Here is a 17,444-nt window from a genome sequence, read left to right on the forward strand (position 1 = left end):
ACCGCGCGCACGCGCAGGCTGCCACGCAGCATTGAAACGAGTCTTCGATCGCAAGAAGGACATGATCGTCGTCTCCAGCTTCAACGTCTATTTGAACGAGGTCGAGGCTGTGGCAGCCGCCTGCCCGGGCGTGGCTGAATGTTTTGCGTCAGCGTTTCCGACAACTGTACCGGCGAGGCAGTCCGGCTCTTGGTCGTCCGCAAGCCAGACACAAGTCTGGCGGAGGCCGACTCGGTGGCGCACTGCCGTGCCGCACTGGAGGCCTACGAGGTTCCAAAGACCGTGCGCTTCGTCGACATTTTGCCGAAGTCCGAGGTGGGCAAGATCCTGCGCCGAGATCTGCGATTCGGCCTGAAGTACCATGCACTCGCCGCCATCAAGCCCGGCGACGAGCTTTTTATCGCAACGCTCGATGTTAATTTGGAAGTCGTGTTTATAACAAGGTCGGTGTTTGGTGTCTAAACCATGCAACTTAACCGCAAAGCGAACAATGGCAAAAATTACTAATCGTATTGAAGCAACGCTTCCTCCCGGCGTACGTTCACGCGTTGTGAACAATGTCAATGGCCTTACGATGCATATCTTGGAGGCTGGTTTTGAAACTGAGAGTCGGCCTGCCATTTTGCTGCTACATGGCTTTCCAGAACTTGCATACAGTTGGAGAAAGATTATGTTGCCTCTAGCATCTGCGGGGTTTCATGTGATCGCTCCTGATCAAAGAGGTTACGGACGCACCACGGGTTGGGACGGCAATTACGACGGCGATGTTGGTTCTTTTCGAATACTTAATTTGGTTATAGATGCCGTGGGACTTGTGTCAGCGCTTGGCTATCACTCGGTTTCAGCAGTAGTTGGTCATGACTTTGGATCACCTGTTGCCGCTTTTTGTGCACTTGCGCGACCAGATATTTTTAATTCAGTGGTCTTGATGGGAGCTCCCTTTGGTGGCGCTCCATTGGTGCCTTTTGCTACAGATCGAGAGTCACAGGAAAAAGTATCGATATACACAGGTGCAAGCATTTACGATGAATTAGCAGCGCAGAAACCTCCTCGAAAGCATTACCAGTGGTATTACTCAACACGCGAAGCCGAAAATGATATCCGGAACTGCACGCAGGGACTGCATTCTTTTCTTCGTGCTTATTATCATGTTAAAAGCGCGGATTTCGAAGAAAATAAACCTTTCCCGCTAACGTCGTGGACGGCAGGTGAACTCGCGAAACTGCCAACCTATTATATTATGGACAAAGATAAAGGAATGGCAGAAACCGTGGCATCCGATATGCCAACCGCGGCTGCTATCGCCGCATGCAGATGGCTTCCGGAGGATGAGTTGCGCGTGTATAGCTCAGAATACGAAAGAACAGGCTTCCAAGGTGCGCTTCAATGGTATCGCTGTTTGACCGAAGGAAAATATATGGCAGAGCTTCAGCTATTTTCTGGTCGCACGATCGATGTGCCTTCATGCTTCATAGCTGGCAAGAGCGACTGGGGAATATATCAAAAGCCAGGGGAACTGAAGAAAATGCAGGACACCGCATGCGCACGTATGTTGGGTTGCCATTTAGTCGATAAAGCTGGGCATTGGGTGCAACAAGAACAACCTGAAGTAGTAAGTCAATTGCTTTTAGAGTTTCTGGGGAAATGCACTACTGAATATAGACAAGTCTTTAATTGACTAATGACCTCGCGCCAGAATGTCGGTAGGTTGTTACGTTGGTGGGCAATTGGCCGTTTGGTGAGAATGTGAACGGCCTGGTAGAAGACACCTGCCCTTCCATTGAGCGGACCGTCCTAGTGTGGCCGCCGCTCATGTCGAACGTTGTCGTCTGCCTTATGGAAAAGCCAGCGGCTATGGGTCGGCAGTGATCGTTCAGCGGTATTGAAAGCGGACGCTTACGTCACGGTGCGGGTCAGCCATTGCCAGCGATCCGCGACTGTCCAGTATGGCCGACAGGCGGCGGGCGACCCCGCGTGAGCGAATGGCCGTTGGACTTTAAGAACGGTCGTTGCCGCCGCGGCGACGCGAATGACGGCAACGGGTGTGCGCCGTGAAAGGTGGCGCTTTCCAGCGGGTGTAAGCCCCGCCCGGCAACCGCTCCAGCCGGAAGCAACCTATAAGGACTTTCCCTTTTTGCAAGCTTGGGGTTCATTCGGTCATTGATTGATTCCGATGTTGTGGCGGACGCGATGGCGGATCGGCGGCGGGGCAGACTGCACACCTATAAACGGCCTTGTTGGGGCACTGTCGGTGCTGTGCCCGGGCCCGGATAGTAACCGCGCAGCAGGACTCCATCCGGAGCGCGGCGCCACGCATGAGATGCGTCGCCTGGAGCTTCCGCGAGTTCGCCTGCTGCCGGTCTGACCTGTCGCTATCCATGCCTATTGCGTCCTTGTGTTGGGAGTGGCCCCTTTGGGGTGCCGTACGGTGGTCTCCTGCGTTTCAGGGATCGTGGTGCGGCTCACGAGTCACGACGGACGGATTGGGGTATAGGAGGGATCGAAGCGCTCGCCTTTGGCGAGGATCGCCCAGAGGATTCGCGCGTGTTTGTTGACGATGGCCACCAGCGTTCGATACCAGCCTACCCGTGCATGCAGCTGGACGATCCAGCGCGAGAGCCGATCGGTTCGCCGGTGGGCGCTTGTCAGGGCCGAGCGCGCACCCTGGAACAGCAGGGTGCGCAGATAGGTGTTGCCCTGCTTGGTGATGTGGCCGAGCCGGGTCTTACCGCCACTGCTGGCCTGTTTGGGCACAGAGCCAAGCCAGGCGGAAAATTGCCGTCCGTTCCTGAACACGCGCGCGTCACCGACGGTCGCGACGGCGGCCGACGCGGTGAGCGGCCCGATGCCAACGATGGCCATCAGCCGTTGCGCGTTGGTGTCATGTTTGACCCGCGCGGCAATCTGCGAGTCACACCACGCGATCTGCTCGTCGAGGGCCTGGATGTGATGCCAGCCTGCGAGGAGCGCGGTGCGTGCGATACCGTCCAGCTCCGTGGTCCCGTCCTCCAGTGCCTCGACGAAGTGGCCACGGAACGCGTCGATGCCTTGCGGGAGGAACACGCCGAACTCAAACAGTTCGCCACGCAGGCGGTTGACGAGTGCCGTACGTTCCTCGACAAAGCCGCTGCGCATCCGGTGCAGCACCAGCACGTTCTGCTGGTCAGCGGTCTTCAGCGCGACGAAACGCATATGGGGGCGGCTCGCCGCTTCACAGATGGCTTCTGCGTCCAGCCGGTCGTTCTTCACGTGCTTGCCGCCTTTGCGGTAGGCTGCGGCGAACTGCGGGGCGATCAGGCGGACTTCGTGGCCGAGCGCGCGTAGCTTTCGGCCCCAGTAGTGGGCCGCGCTGCAGGCTTCCATGGCCACCAGGCAGGGCTCGAGATTGGCAAACCATTCGGGAAACTTCTGCCTTGGGATCGCCTTTCTGACTGCCACGTGCTCCATTGAGTCGACTCCATGTACCACGATCAGGTTCTTGGCGAGATCGACGCCGATACGAGTAATCTTGTCCATGACTTTCCCCTTCTCAGATGGATTGCCAGCACCAACCATCGTGGCATATCGCTACGCCACGGGATGGGGAAAGTCCTTTCTAATTCGGAGCAGCTATGGAGGCAACGAAATGGCTGAAGCCTTCGGGTAAAGCGTGTCACGAACTGGTGACAGCGCGAGTGTGCAGGCCGTAACGCGAGTGAACGCCGAGCAAGCCTCGAAAATGTCGATGCGCAGGCCGACCCGAACACCCTATCGGGGAAGGCTGATACGACTGGATGGATGAGCGAAGGAGTGCCACCAGTCGCTGCGCCGGGGTAGTGGCGACAGCATGTACACAAGGAAAGCGTACGCAACACGGGAAGCCCCCTGGCGTGGTCAGGGATGACCAACCGGATGCCCGTGAGGGACAGGCCGGGCGCCTTGGGGTGGCGGAGAGGCCCGTAGTACCGACGAAGCCGGGTAATGCTGGTGGAGGGAAGGGGCCTCAGTTCAGGACGAGCGCAATACGTAGTGAGGGACCTGGAGATTGGGCAACCTATCAACTCCGATTCGTGTTCAGAAGCTGCAGACGGCGTTACACGCGAAAGCGAAGGCAGAAGCCGGGTACCGCTTTTATGCCTTGTACGACAAGATCTATCGCGAGGATGTGCTGGCGCATGCGTACGCCCAGTGTCGCTCGAACAGGGGCGCACCGGGTGTCGATCGGCAGGACTTCGCGGCGGTCGAAGCGTACGGGGTGCAGAAGTGGCTCGGTGAACTGGCGCTTGCGCTCAGGCAGGAGAGCTACCGGCCGGACCCTATCAGAAGAGTGTTTATCCCGAAGGCCAATGGCAAGCTGAGGCCACTGGGCATCACGACGGTGACTTCATAGCGCACACCTTACAGTTTAGCTTCGCAAAGATGGTTCTTGAAGTGCACGGAATTGCGGATTTGATCGTGGAGATTGCTGCGCTGCTGGGCATTAATGGTGATCCACCAAGGGCCGCGGCCGTCGATCTGACGGGCGGCGATCTTCCCCTGCTTGATCCAGTAGTGAACGAAATGGATGCTCACGCCGAGCTCGCCGGCGAGTTGCTTGACGGTGACTTCGTCGAGCCGTTGCAGGCGAGCGGCAGGTATGGCGTAGCGATAACGAATCCACTTGACCATGGTTGCTGTGAACGGCTTGCCCCTGGAGCTCGGAACACCTTGCGTGTTTAACGTCTGGGCAATCTGTTCGTCCGGCAGGGTATGCGACAGCGCTCGAACACGCTCGACAGTTTCGGCAGGATAGCGCAAGCGATCGGCGATGGGGACGCACCGCGTGACCGTGACGTCGCTGCAGGTGCCACCGTGCCAGCGGATATGCAAAACGACCTGCCGCAACGCGCGTAGGTCCTCGACGGTGATGTCGGCGATGAGCAGTCGCAGCATGCGCTTGCGATCCTTCGTCTCGGTGGTGGGTGCGCGCCACAGGCGCGGCAGGTCGCGCGCCAAGGCCAGGACCTTGCTTCGTTGCTCCGCCGTCAGGACGCGAGTCTTCTGTGCCTGGAACTTCGCCGCCTCGGCCCTGACCTCGTCGACGCGAGTCAGAGCCTCGTTCCATCGGCGTTCGAGGCTGGCGGCCACGAGACGGTTGGCGGGATCGACCTCCTCATAGCGGCGCTCGGCCAGGGCACACTCGTATTCGGCGCGCTCGATGCGCATTTGCCACTGGCGCATTACGGCCTGGTCGCGCTGCTCGAGTTCATCGACGGCGGCCAAGGCCAGCTCGAGTTCCGCGGGCTTCAGTGCCTTGAACATCTCCTCGCAGATCGCCTCGTCCAGCGAGTCTGTGCGGACGCTGAAGCAGCTCACGCTGGCCAGCGCCTCACGATGCGCCCAGTTGCACTCGTAGATTGGATAGAGGCCGCCGTTGCCACGATAGCGTACGGTCAGCGCGCGGCCGCAACTGCCGCAGATCAGCAGCCCTTGCAGCAGGGCAAGACCCTCGCGTGCGGCGCCGCTGAGCACGGTGCCCTCGCCGTTTGTACGGTTGCGCGCGAGGCGTTGCTGGTTCTGCTCGAATTCCTCCACGGTGATGTAGCCCTCGTGGTGGTCAGGCAAGTGGACACGCCAGTCCGGCGTGGGCATGGCCCGCATGTTCTTGCGCACCTCGCCGTCGGCGGTGATGCTCTTGGTGTACTGGTAGCGGCCGAAGACATAGGTGCCGGCGTACGAGGGATTCTTCAGCAGCCCAAGTACGCGCGAATGCGTCAGTCGGCCCCAGATGAGCTTGCCGGCCCAGGCGCCGCCGTAGGCACGCCTGGGAAAGCGAAGTCCGGACTGCGCAAAGCGCCTGACTACGGCATAGGCACTACCCGTTTCGCGAAACAACGTGAACACTAGCTGAACAGCCCCGCGAACTTCATCATCGGCATCGGGGACAATGCGGCCCTGGTCATCGTAGCAAAAACCCACGGGCAACGGGAACCGCAGTTCACCCTTGCGTGCCTTGTTCAGCTTGCCGCCCTGGAGGCGCCCGCGCAGGAAATGCAGCTCGGCCTGCGCCATCGTGCCCTTGAGCCCCAGGAGCAACCCATCGTTGAAGTCGCCAGGGTCGTACATGCCATCCGCATCGATGACCAACGTGTGGGTCAACGCGCACAGTTCGAGCAGGCGGTGCCAGTCCAGATTCGAGCGCGCCAGGCGCGACACCTCCAGTGCAAACACCGCGCCCACCTGGCCCATCGCCACATCCGATACCAGGGTCTTGAAGTCCTCGCGCCCGCTCGTCTGCGCACCCGATTGGCCCAGATCCCGGTCCAGCACGCGCACCGATCTCTGCGGCCAGCCCAGGGCCAAGGCCTTGTCCCGCAAGGCGTATTGTCGTTCGGTGCTCTCCTGGTTGTGCCGTACCTGCGCCAGGGTCGACTGGCGCACATAGATGTACGCCGGCTTGTTCAAGTGTGCGTCGGTGATCAGGGTGCTCATCGGTGGTCTCCATGGTCACGAGTGCGGAATCGTTGTCGACCAGGGCGATGAGCATGTTCGCGAGCAAGGTGGCGCCGTCGCGTATGTCGAAGTGGGCAGTGAGCGAAGCGGAGGGCTGGCTCACCGCTGTGCCTCACAGCGGCTGCCGCCGGCGCAACAGCTCGTGGTTGATTTGCGAGATCTCTTCCAGAATCTCGCGCACGCGAGCGTAGTTGGCTAGGTATTCGCTGACCACGGCAAGCTCTGCCTGGGGAACGTACTCCATATGCGGCGACTCGCCAGGGTGGCTGACCGACAGGTAAAACTTGGGCCCATGCCCCGGGCCGTTGGCGCATCGGCAGCGCGGGTTGCCACAGCGTTTGTAGCGCTCGATCAATGAACCGCGCAGCACCGTCTCCAGCGGCGGCAGCTTGCGCAGCAGCTGTTTGCGGCGACGCCTGAGTGAGGCGGGGGAGAGTTCTGTCATCTGGGGCGGACCACACAAATAACTGGTCCGAAGATAGTACATGAAAGGTCACCTGGCAAGTCCTCATCGAGAATGCCCCGAGAGCAGCTCAATCAACTCGATCAGGTCGCACAGCGTATCCAGGTTCAGCCGCCTCGGCGTGCCGAGCCGCTCATAGGCTTCAGGCGTTGCGCGATCGGTCCACTGCACGGGCACAGCAAAGCTCCCGCGGGAGGCTTCGCGCAGGATTAGCGTGTCAATGCCGCCGACACGCCGCTGCTTGAGGACTCGAAAGCGTTGCCCCCTGAGCGGATGGAACGGGTGTCGAATCTCTACCCATCCCGATGCTTCGTTGGGGGACTGTGCTGTTCGGATTGACCGTGACGACCTTGCGGGATCGGGTGTGCATGACAGCAGCGATGCTGGTGCTCGAACCGATCTTCGAAGCTGACCTTCCACCCGAGCAGTACGCGTACCGCCCAGGGCGAAATGCCCAGCAAACGGCGATCGAGGTGGAGGAACGGCTGCACCGAGGGCAAACGGACGTTGTGGACGCCGACCTCGCGGACTACTTCGGAAGCATTCCCCACGCCGAACTGATGCTGTCGCTCGCGCGACGCATCGTTGATCGGCGCATGCTGCATCTGATCCGGATGTGGCTGGAATGTCCCGTTGAAGAAACCGATAACCGGGGCCGGACGAAACGTACGACGGAGGCCAGGGACCGCAGACGTGGCATTCCGCAAGGTTCTCCCATCTCACCACTGCTGGCGAATGTGTACATGCGCCGGTTTGTGCTGGCATGGAAGCAGCTCGGACTTCAGCGCAGTCTTGGCAGTCGCATTGTGACCTACGCGGACGATCTGGTGATCCTGTGCAAGAAGGGCAAGGCGGAAGAGGCCTTGTCGCGAATGCGCGAGATCATGGGCAAACTGAAGCTGACGGTCAACGAGGAGAAGACACGAATCTGCAAGGTGCCGGAAGGCGAATTCGACTTCCTGGGTTTTACGTTTGGGCGGATGTACTCGGCGACGACTGGCAAGGCCCGTATGGGCATGCGCCCGTCTAAGAAGAGTATCCGGCGCATGGTCGAAAAGATTCATGCGATGACTGCCCTCAAGACGGCATGGCAAGAGACCACGGCGATGGTGGGCAAGTTGAACCGCACGTTACGCGGCTGGGCGAACTACTTCAAGGTAGGCAGCGTTAGCCGTGCATATCGCGCGCTCGACAGCTACACCGCGACGCGGTTGCGCCGGTGGCTGCGCAACAAGCACAAGCTCAGACGACGAAGGGACGGGGGCTATCCACTCCCGCATCTTTACAAGCACTTTGGGCTTGTACGGCTGTGCGCCCGCGGGGGCGTAGCCTGGCGTGTGTGAAGGCGTGAAGTCTTGTCCGAGAGCCGGATGCGGGAGATCTGCACGTCCGGTTGTGTGTCCAGCTAAGGCTGGCGTGTTCAGCAGGAGATAGACCTGCCGGGGTAGAAGTCAGAAGCCCCGTAGCTTGGATAGCAGGGTGGCGGGAAACCAAGACTCTGAAGCCTATCGACGACCGTCTCCTCGGGGGACGTGCGAGTCATCGGGCCGTAATGAAGATGAACGTGGAAGTGGCCTCGAAAGTGAAGAGACCCGAAGGCCGAGCCCGCAACCGTGAGGGCGAAGGCAGCATGAGTAGCCGAAATCTGACCGATACGGCTATTCCACTTCGGCGGGGTGGAAGCGACGGCACGATGGCAAGGACATGCTGAGCAACTGGAGAAGCCCTCCTCGCCCCAGCGCGAAATCGCCGGAGCAAGGTAGGCCCTATAACCGGTGAACCCGGGAAGTGGGTCGAAGGCGAGAGGGTGGCGGATGGGTCCGTACTAGCTACGAAACCGGGTAACGCTGGTGGAGCGAAGGGGCCCTGCTGTTTGTAGTTTCCTCGACAACACGGGAGGCAAGGACGAAATGACAAAGGCGTCCAGTAGTTTGCAGGACCTGAGGCGGGGAATATACGTCAAGGCGAAGTCTGAACCGTCCTGGCGTTTCTGGGGTTTGTACGTCCATGTCTGCAAGATGGAAACGCTGCGCGAGGCGTATGCGCTGGCCAGGAAGAACAACGGAGCTCCGGGTATTGACGGGGTGACGTTCGAGGCCATCGAGACGCAAGGCGTGGAAGTGTTCCTTGAGCAGATACGGGACGAACTGATCGGGGGCAGCTACAGACCGCTACGGTCACGGCGGCAGGAAATACCGAAGGACGGGGGCAAGGTCCGAGTCCTGTCGATTCCTGCTATCCGTGACAGAGTGGTTCAGGGTGCGCTCAAGCTCATACTGGAACCGATCTTCGAGGCAGACTTCCAACCGGGGTCGTACGGCTATCGTCCGAAGCGTACCGCGCACGAAGCAGTGCATCGGGTAGCGACGGCGATCGTTCAGTGCAAGACCCGCGTCATAGACTTGGATCTACGCGCCTACTTTGACACAGTTCGGCATCACCTGCTGCTTGAAAAGGTGGCGCGTCGTGTCAATGATGACGAGGTCATGCATTTGCTGAAGTTGATGCTGACGGCATCGGGTAAACAGGGCGTTCCGCAAGGCGGGGTGATTTCGCCCCTGCTCAGTAACGTCTATCTCACCGAGGTAGACCGGATGCTGGAGCGGGTGAAAGGTTCCACGCGGAGCGGGAAGTACACCTACGTCGAGTATGCCCGATTCGCTGACGATCTTGTCGTGCTGATCGATGCTCATCCGCGCAATGCGTGGCTGATGAGGGTGGTGAGCAGGCGCCTTCGGGATGAGTTTGCGAAACTGCAGGTCGAGGTGAATGAAGAGAAAAGTCGCACTGTGGATCTGGAACGCGCGGAGAGCTTCGACTTCCGACGCCTGCGCAGCATCGGGCGACAGGTGTGGCGCGCGCACTATACGCCCAAGTTAAAGAAACGTACGGCGTTATTGCGCAAGCTCAAGGAGGTGTTCCGGCGATTCCAGTCGCAGCCGGTGGATCGGGTGGTGCAACTGATCAATCCGGTCCTGCGGGGCTGGGTGAACTACTTCGCCGTAGGTAACTCCAGCGAGTGCTTCAGCTTCATCAAGGACTGGGTGGAAAAGAAGATCCGACGCCACATGGGTCGATCCCGGAATCGACGGGGCTTCGGCTGGACGAGGTGGAGTAGGCGCTGGCTGTATGACGAACTGAAGCTGTTTAACGGCTATCGGGTTCGTCGTGCTGCCGCACCGAAAGCGTCCCCAGCGTGATAGGTCTCATAACCCTTGACGTGAAGCAAACAGGAGAGCGTAGTGCCGGAAATCGGCAAGCTGCGTTCGACGTGGCGGGAGCTGGAAACGTGACTATGGTAGCCGGACTGAGGTCCACCGCGAAAGCGGTGGGGAGACCACCGGAGCCTACCGTGCGCGCGCCAGTTCTCGACCCTACCGATGAGCGGGGTGTGGAAACGGGGTTAGGGTGAAGTTATTCGGGCACCGCCAGACGAAAGAGGCGGCAACAGGCAAACCGAACCTACTGCTACCGCGCCACATCTCGACTCTACCATTTACTGGACCGTTGAGCGGCGCGACGCACTCTTCTTAACACGGCATGTTGGCGGCACTGTCAAGTTGACAGGTGTAGCCTACAAACGCTTTCAAAGCGTAGCTATCCTTATCAAATGATGTGTGCGACTGCGTGGGTGACACTCCAGTCATACCATTTGGCGAACCGTTCCTGCAATATTGCGCAATGACATGCCGCTGTCATCTGATGCCTGGGCAACGCGAAGTGCTGCCGGATCGGACCGAAGCATGAGAGAAACGCTTGCGTTCGACGCGCATCGCGTCGCTCCAGGCCCCACGCGCCTGGCGTGGGGTGCATCGATTGCTTACGCCCGAGTTCCGGAGTGGCCGCGTTCCACGTTTTCACGATACCCTACGTTCGAACGGCGCATCGATAGCGGTGGAAGCCGTGGCACCGCGGCGTCACCCGAATGCGTTAGAACGAGTGTTGAATGCCGGCATAGACTCCGGATTGCGAGTGACCGGCCAGCGGGTTGTCAGCGTTGCCGGGCAGGTTCGCCTCGAGGCTAAACGTGCCGGTTTTGCTGTTGCGCACGGTCGCCACCTGGACATCGAGCAGGGTACGCTTGGACAGGTTGTAGCTGCCGCCGACCGTATAGATCGTCGCGTTGCCGCCGCCTTTGTTCGCGTTCACGTGGTAGACCGCTCCCGTCAGCGCTGCAGCCGGCGTGGCCTGCCACGTCACGCCACCCCATTCCAGCTGCGTTGTCGAGGGCGCGCCTGCTGTCACGTTGGATGCATGCGACGCCTGGTATGCCGCCTGCAACTTGAACTGACCGAGGAACACGTTGGCGCCGGCGAAATATTCGCGAGAATACTGGAAAACGTCGTTCAGGCCTCCATTGGCCGGATTGCGGATTTCGTCATAAATTCCGCGCACCTGGAAGAGTGCCGACGAATAGGTCAGTTGGACTCCGGCTTCGCGTCCTTGCCCGGTTGTTCCGTTGCCGTTCCAGTTGGTTGCGTTCGATAACGCGTACTGGCCATAGACGTCGAATCCCCCGAACTTCGGCGACTGGTACGAAATGTTGTTGCTCGACTGCGGCCAGTTCCGGCCGCGGACCAACGACCCCGAAGACCACGATGTCTGACCGAACGGGTCGAAATCCCACAACCCGTTCGAGATGAACAGTTCACGGCCAAACAGCAGCGTGCCATACGTGTCGTTCGCAAAACCTACGGTCGCCCAGCGGTTCCAGATCGAGTTCGTCGCGCCGAGTTGCCCGTTCATCGTATTGAAGGATCCTTCAAGCTGGAACACGGCTTTGGTGCCGCCGCCCAGATCTTCCGCACCCTTCAGGCCCCACAGACTCGTGCCCCAGTCGCCGCTTTCGGCGCGCACACGGGACGTGCTGCCGCCACTGCTGGATGGAATGCCGGACATGTACTCGATGCCCGCATCGAGGCGACCATACAGCGTCACACTACTCTGGGCGTGAACTCCGGTTGCAGCGGCAATAAGCAATGATGCAGTTACCAGCTTTTTCATAGTTAATCTCCAAACCTTTTTTACGTTTAACTTCTTTTAATTAGCCGGTATTCACCGGCTTCACAGAAACAGCGAATCAGCCGGGCCATCTCACTGGCCAGCCGCTCGCTCAGGTGCCGGGGTGTCACGACGATTCATGAACTGCACACCCCGGCAAATACGCCACGGCTCCACGGAGCCGGCTCAATTTTCAGTTATTAAATTAGTACTGCTATTTTGGTTTTAGTCGAAACAGCAGAGGCAACGCCTTCAATAACGTCCCGGAACGATTCCTGCGGTCTCGCATCAACAACGCGTTCGCGTCAAACCTGCGAGGACGCGGCCAGAACTGCCGGGGCATGTTCAGTCGGTCACCGCGTCAGAACCTCGAATCGATAGGCGATTTCGACAGGCTGCGCCGGATTGATCCGGACCGCAGTCGGCGTTCCCCGCTCGTTGATCGGATTTGCCGCGAGCCCCGCGCGACAGCCGAGTTCGAAGGCACCTGCAATAGGTTCGACGCCAAGACAGAGGTTGCGGCCATTCCAGGGACTGTAGCTGCGGCCGCGATTGCTGATCCACAGCAGAAGCGATGGGAGCACGGAGGCGTCCCACGTCAGGCGGTAGGCGACGCACGATTCGTCGTCCGTCAGGACCACGGATCCGTCGACGCCGCAAAGCTGGATGATTTCTTCCGTGCAGTGCGCGAATGGGAGGCGATTGAACGCTGCCGTCCCACCAGCGTGCAGAGGAACCTTGTCCAGTGCATGGAAGATCGCGCCCGAGGCAGCACGGGAGACGCCCGGTTCGGGGCCCGCAGGATGCACGATGCCGAAGTCGAACGTACCCGGGTGAATCTGAAAGGCGCCCGCGATCGATGGTAATGCCAGGTTGGGATGCAGTCCGATCGGACGACGTGTGTCTCGCCGCGACTCGACCGTTACGTGGAAGTCGATCGCTGGACCGTCAGGGTCGGCCCGGATCACGCGGGTAACCCGCGCGATCGACGAGCTGGCCGGATATTCGAGCGCGATCTCGATGTCGTGATCGGTTTGTCGTACGAGCGTCCATTCGCCCACGCTGCAGTATCCATGAAGCAGGTCGTCGCTCGCGTCCAGTGACGGGTCGTATTCGGCCACTGGGGTGGCAAGGCTTTTCCGCCAGTTTTCCTCGACTGCTTCCGGCTCATATGGAACGCCAAACGGAACACACGGAAATTCGCTTCTCATGTGGCCGAGTAGCCCCGCAGGTTCGGGACTTCCGTCGGCAAGCCACGGTGCTTCGTAGAACGGCCGGATTTCCCCGTCGCCACGCTTGAGCGTGACGTCCCCGAGCATGCCGCCCATGGCATATACGGCAAGAGAACCATGAGCCCATTCCAGGCGCCAGCGTTTATGCATGTTTTTGTCTTAACGGAAAATATCGGAGCGATCCGCATGCAAGGCATGCGAACCGCGGTCAGTTTTCTTCTTCCAGCCAGCAGGTGTTGTGGCGCGCGAGCAGCGCACTGGCGGCGGCCGGTCCCCACGTGCCGGCGGTGTAGAGTTTCGGGGCGGCGTCGGGTCTGACCCATTCCTCTATGATCGGTGCAACCCAGCGCCATGCGGCTTCCTGTTCGTCGCGCCGCACGAAGAGGGCGAGCCGTCCCGCGATCACGTCGAGCAGCAGACGCTGATACGCTTCCATCCGATCCTGCTGAAAAAACTGGTCGAACGCGAGATCAAGGTAGACACCCCGCAGGTTCATGCCCATGCCCGGTTCCTTGGCGAGGGCACTGAGCCTGATCGATTCGTTCGGCTGCAGGCGGATCGTCAGCCGGTTCGAACCCGGGCGCAAAGCCATCGCTCCCAGGGCCGAATGCGGTACCGCCCGGAAGTTGATGACGATTTCTGCCACGCGGTCCGCAAGGCGCTTGCCGGTGCGCAGGAAAAACGGCACGCCTGCCCAGCGCCAGTTCTCGACTTCCGCTTTTAGCGCGACAAAGGTCTCAGTGGTGCTACCGTGCCGCACGCCGGGCTCAGCGCGATAGGCGGGTACCGCTACCCCTCCGGTTGCGCCGGCGTGATACTGGCCGCGCACCACGTTCTGCCTGATTTCGTGACCTGTCAGCGGTTTGAGAGCGCGCAGCACGCGCAGCTTCTCACCGCGTACCGCATCGGCGTCCATCGATTTCGGGGGCTCCATTGCAACGATGGAAAGCAGCTGGAGCAGGTGGTTCTGCACCATATCCCGCAGCGCGCCTGTCTGGTCGTAGAAGTTACCGCGGCTTTCGACGCCGAGCTCCTCGGCCACGGTGATCTGGACGCTCTCGACCCATTCACGGCGCCACAGCGGCTCGAATAGAGAATTGCCGAAGCGCAATGCGAACAGGTTCTGCACCGCTTCCTTACCGAGGTAGTGATCGATCCGGTAGATCTGATCCTCGGCGAAGATCTCGCCGACCGCGTCGTTGATCGCATTGGACGATGCGAGGTCGTAGCCGAGCGGCTTCTCCAGCACGATGCGCGCGCCTTCGGCGAGTCCGACCGAGGCCAGGGCGCGGCAGATCGGCACGAAGAGCGAAGGTCCAGTCGCCAGGTAGAAGATGCGTTGACCGCGCTGCGCACCAAGCGTATCGCGCAGCGATGAGAACGCTTCAGACTGGCTGGCGTCGAGAGCGACATACGCGATACGCTCGAGAAAGCTTCGCCATGCAGCATCGTTAGCCGGCGCTCCCGATAGGTGCGGTTTGACGTGTTCGTTGACCCATTGCAGATAGCCGCGTGCATCCAGCGCCGTCTGCGCGACAGAGATGATCCTGCCGTCCGGTGCGAGCAAACCCTCGCGGTGCGCAGCATAGAGCGCGGGCAGGATCTTGCGCATCGCAAGATCGCCCGTTCCGCCGAACAGCACGAATGCGAATCCGCCCGCGTCTGACGGGCTGGTGGAGCGTTTCATCATGGCGATCAGTCGTAGTCGTTCATACAAAGGCTTTGCGAACGAAGCAGGGCCGAAACCTCCTCCTTGGTGGGCGCATATGCACCTTGCCGTGCGCACGCTATCGCTGCGCAGGCTGCGGAAAACGCCAGATGCGACGCGAGCGGTGCATCCGGCCGGGTAAGCAGGCTTGTCATCCATCCGCCGACGCAAGCATCGCCGCAACCGACGGTGTCGATCACCTCGGCGGGAAACGCCGGCTGGGACAGCGTCTGTCCCGCCGTGAAGAGCTGCATGCCCGAGGCGCCGCGGGTCACGAGAAGGGCGGCTGACGGTGCCCACGAACGAAGCTGCGCCAGTGCCGACGCTTCATCGAGCTCTGGAAACAGGCCGCGCAGGTCCTCGTCCGACACCTTGATATAGCTGGCCAGTCCGGCCATCCGGCGCAGAGTCGGCTGGTACGCCGGGCCAGCCATAAGATCCCGGTAATTCGGATCGAAGGAGATCCGCTTGCCGGCCGCGTGTGCGGCTTGTGCGATGTCCAGCAGGCGCGCGGCGAGCGGCTGGCGCACGAGGCTCAGGGAGCCGAAGTGGACGATCTCTGTGGCCTCCATCCAACCGGCGGGCAATGCGTCGACATCGAAAGCCAGGTCCGCGCTGTCGTCTCCGACAAAGAAGTATCGCGGCGGGTGCTTCGATACGACCATCGCGAGGAACGGCGAGCGCCCGACCTGGCGTGTAAAGCGCATGTCGAGGCCGGCTTCCGCGCTTTGCGTCATCAGTTCGTCGCCAAAGGTATCGTGGCTCACGGTTCCGGCGAAACCGGTGGGCACGCCGAGCCGCGCGCCGACGCGTGCGACGTTCCAGCACGATCCGCCTGCCGCGCTGCGCCACCGCCCGTCGTCTTCGCGAATAAAGTCGGTCAGCGCTTCGCCGAACACGATCAATCGAGGGGAATTCATGGTCATCGGGATGGGCTCAGTCTGTCGATTCGGCATGTACGTTACGCCGCGCCTTGAAACGGTTGATCAGGCCGTTGGTGGAACTGTCGTGCGCGCTCACTGGCTCCGGCCGGGCGATTTCGTCCTCGATGGTTACCGCGAGCCGCTTGCCGAGCTCCACGCCCCACTGGTCGAACGAGTTGATGTTCCAGATCACGCCTTGCACAAACACCTTGTGCTCGTACAGTGCGAGCAGCGCGCCCAGTGACGCGGGGTCGAGCTTCTCCAGGCAGATCGTGTTGGTCGGACGGTTGCCGTCGAAGCTCCGGTGCGGCGCATCGGGAGCATGCGAGCCGTTCATCAGCGCTTCGGTCTGCGCAAAACAGTTGGCGAGCAGGACCTTGTGGTGAGTGTCCAGCGCATGCTGCGGCTGCATGCAGGCGATGAAGTCGGCCGGAATCAGTGCGCTGCCCTGATGCAGCAACTGGAAGAACGCATGCTGACCGTTGGTTCCGGGTTCGCCCCAGATTACCGGCCCGGTCGCATAGTCGACCCGCTCGCCGCAGAGCGTGACAGACTTGCCGTTGCTTTCCATGTCGAGCTGTTGCAGATACGCGGGCAGGCGGTGTAGATACCGGTCATACGGAGCGATCAGGTGGCTTGCCGCGCCGAAGAAGTTCGTGTGCCAGATCCCGATCAACGCGAGAAGCGCAGGCAGGTTCTGTTCGAGCGGAGCCTCGGCAAAGTGCCGATCCATCGCATGCGCGCCGGCCAGCAGCGTTTCGAACGCGTCCATGCCGACATACAGCGCAATGGGAAGCCCGATCGCGGACCACAGCGAGTATCTGCCGCCGACCCAGTCCCAGAATTCGAACATGTTTCCCGGATCAATGCCGAACGCCGTCACCGCATCCGCGTTGGTCGAGACCGCCACGAAGTGTTTTGCGATTGCGGGTTCGGCCGCGTCGCTGCCGAGGAACCAGGCGCGCGCGGTATGCGCGTTGAGCAGGGTTTCCCGCGTGGTAAAGGTCTTCGAAGAAATCACGAAGAGCGTCGTTTCGGGATCGGCGGCCTGCAGCACCTCGGCAATGTCCGCGCCATCGACATTGGACACGAAGTGCATCGTCAGCGCCTTGCTTCCGTAGGGTTTCAAGGCTTCGCAGACCATCCGGGGACCGAGGTCCGAGCCGCCGATGCCGATATTGACCACGTCGGTAATCGCGCGCCCGGTATATCCACGCCACGCGCCTTCGCGCACGGCATCCGTAAAGCGCCGCATTCTGGCGAGGACCGCCGACACCTTCGGCACGACGTCCTCGCCGTCCACCAGAATCGGCGTACCCGCGCGCTCGCGCAGTGCGACGTGCAGCACGGGGCGGTCCTCAGTGACGTTGATCCGCTCGCCTGCAAACATCGCGCGACGCCGCTCCTCCACTCCGGCCTGGCGGGCGAGCGCGGTGAGGAGAGCGAGCGTGTCGTCAGTGATCAGGTTCCTGGAATAGTCGACATATACGCCGGCTGCTTCCTGAGAGAACCGCTTGACACGTTCGCGATTCCGCGCGAACAGCTCGCGTATCGATGTCCGCGCGATGCTGTCGCGATGCTCGGCGAGCGCACGCCAGGCGGATGAGTGGGTGAGATTTGACATGTTTGCGGAGCGGGTGAGTGGT

The 17,444-nt window shown here is 60.7% G+C and carries 13 protein-coding genes and 2 pseudogenes; 5 read left to right on the plus strand and 10 right to left on the minus strand.

Features of this window, described 5'->3' with window-relative positions:
* Nucleotides 1-37: 37 nt before the first annotated feature.
* Together WN982_RS23520 and WN982_RS23525 are read left to right on the plus strand one after the other, a co-directional pair.
* A pseudogene (locus WN982_RS23520) lies at nt 38-342 on the plus strand (long-chain-fatty-acid--CoA ligase); the annotation flags it as partial.
* Nucleotides 343-490: 148 nt separating this feature from the next.
* Nucleotides 491-1,678 (plus strand): alpha/beta hydrolase, encoded by a 1,188-nt coding sequence (locus WN982_RS23525; protein ID WP_341318075.1) that lies wholly within the window; start codon nt 491-493, stop codon nt 1,676-1,678.
* A gap of 791 nt (nt 1,679-2,469) precedes the next feature.
* Here the strand turns inward: WN982_RS23525 and WN982_RS23530 are convergent.
* Nucleotides 2,470-3,516, minus strand: a complete 1,047-nt coding sequence (locus WN982_RS23530) for an IS110 family transposase (protein WP_341318076.1) — start codon at nt 3,514-3,516, stop codon at nt 2,470-2,472.
* A 508-nt stretch (nt 3,517-4,024) separates the two neighbouring features.
* On the opposite strand from WN982_RS23530, the gene WN982_RS23535 reads away from it, so the two are divergent.
* Complete coding sequence (locus tag WN982_RS23535; protein ID WP_341318077.1) at nt 4,025-4,369, plus strand: hypothetical protein; 345 nt, start codon at nt 4,025-4,027, stop codon at nt 4,367-4,369.
* A gap of 8 nt (nt 4,370-4,377) precedes the next feature.
* On the opposite strand, the gene WN982_RS23540 is transcribed toward WN982_RS23535, so the two are convergent.
* From WN982_RS23540 to WN982_RS23550, 3 genes are all read right to left on the minus strand, one after another.
* The gene (locus tag WN982_RS23540) at nt 4,378-6,450 is read right to left on the minus strand and encodes a recombinase family protein (RefSeq protein ID WP_341314746.1); all 2,073 of its coding nucleotides are present in this window, start codon (nt 6,448-6,450) and stop codon (nt 4,378-4,380) included.
* Nucleotides 6,451-6,583: 133 nt separating this feature from the next.
* On the minus strand, nt 6,584-6,916 hold the full coding sequence (locus WN982_RS23545; RefSeq protein ID WP_341314747.1) for a DUF6788 family protein: 333 nt from the start codon (nt 6,914-6,916) through the stop codon (nt 6,584-6,586).
* 63 nt (nt 6,917-6,979) lie between these two features.
* Nucleotides 6,980-7,354, minus strand: a complete 375-nt coding sequence (locus tag WN982_RS23550) for a DUF5372 family protein (protein WP_341318078.1) — start codon at nt 7,352-7,354, stop codon at nt 6,980-6,982.
* Between WN982_RS23550 and WN982_RS23555 the strand changes: the two genes are divergently transcribed.
* On the plus strand, nt 7,303-8,277 hold the full coding sequence (locus WN982_RS23555; protein WP_341318079.1) for a reverse transcriptase domain-containing protein: 975 nt from the start codon (nt 7,303-7,305) through the stop codon (nt 8,275-8,277). The genes WN982_RS23550 and WN982_RS23555 overlap by 52 nt on opposite strands.
* Nucleotides 8,278-8,844: 567 nt before the next feature.
* Nucleotides 8,845-10,134 (plus strand): group II intron reverse transcriptase/maturase, encoded by a 1,290-nt coding sequence (gene ltrA, locus WN982_RS23560; RefSeq protein WP_341318080.1) that lies wholly within the window; start codon nt 8,845-8,847, stop codon nt 10,132-10,134.
* A 406-nt stretch (nt 10,135-10,540) separates the two neighbouring features.
* Here the strand turns inward: ltrA and WN982_RS23565 are convergent.
* From WN982_RS23565 to pgi, 6 genes and pseudogenes are all read right to left on the minus strand, one after another.
* A pseudogene (locus WN982_RS23565) lies at nt 10,541-10,711 on the minus strand (IS6 family transposase); the annotation flags it as partial.
* Nucleotides 10,712-10,864: 153 nt separating this feature from the next.
* Nucleotides 10,865-11,938, minus strand: a complete 1,074-nt coding sequence (locus WN982_RS23570; RefSeq protein WP_341318081.1) for a porin — start codon at nt 11,936-11,938, stop codon at nt 10,865-10,867.
* 350 nt (nt 11,939-12,288) lie between these two features.
* On the minus strand, nt 12,289-13,317 hold the full coding sequence (locus WN982_RS23575) for a hypothetical protein (protein ID WP_341318082.1): 1,029 nt from the start codon (nt 13,315-13,317) through the stop codon (nt 12,289-12,291).
* Nucleotides 13,318-13,375: 58 nt separating this feature from the next.
* Nucleotides 13,376-14,854, minus strand: coding sequence for a glucose-6-phosphate dehydrogenase (gene zwf / locus WN982_RS23580; protein ID WP_341319392.1), 1,479 nt, complete (start codon nt 14,852-14,854; stop codon nt 13,376-13,378).
* A gap of 8 nt (nt 14,855-14,862) precedes the next feature.
* Nucleotides 14,863-15,801 carry a carbohydrate kinase gene (locus WN982_RS23585; RefSeq protein WP_341318083.1) on the minus strand — a complete coding sequence of 313 codons (939 nt, stop codon included), beginning with the start codon at nt 15,799-15,801 and terminating at the stop codon, nt 14,863-14,865.
* A 10-nt stretch (nt 15,802-15,811) separates the two neighbouring features.
* Nucleotides 15,812-17,422, minus strand: coding sequence for a glucose-6-phosphate isomerase (gene pgi, locus WN982_RS23590; RefSeq protein WP_341318084.1), 1,611 nt, complete (start codon nt 17,420-17,422; stop codon nt 15,812-15,814).
* Between the last annotated feature and the right edge of the window lie 22 nt (nt 17,423-17,444).

The organism is Paraburkholderia sp. IMGN_8 (assembly GCF_038050405.1).
Lineage (GTDB): Bacteria > Pseudomonadota > Gammaproteobacteria > Burkholderiales > Burkholderiaceae > Paraburkholderia.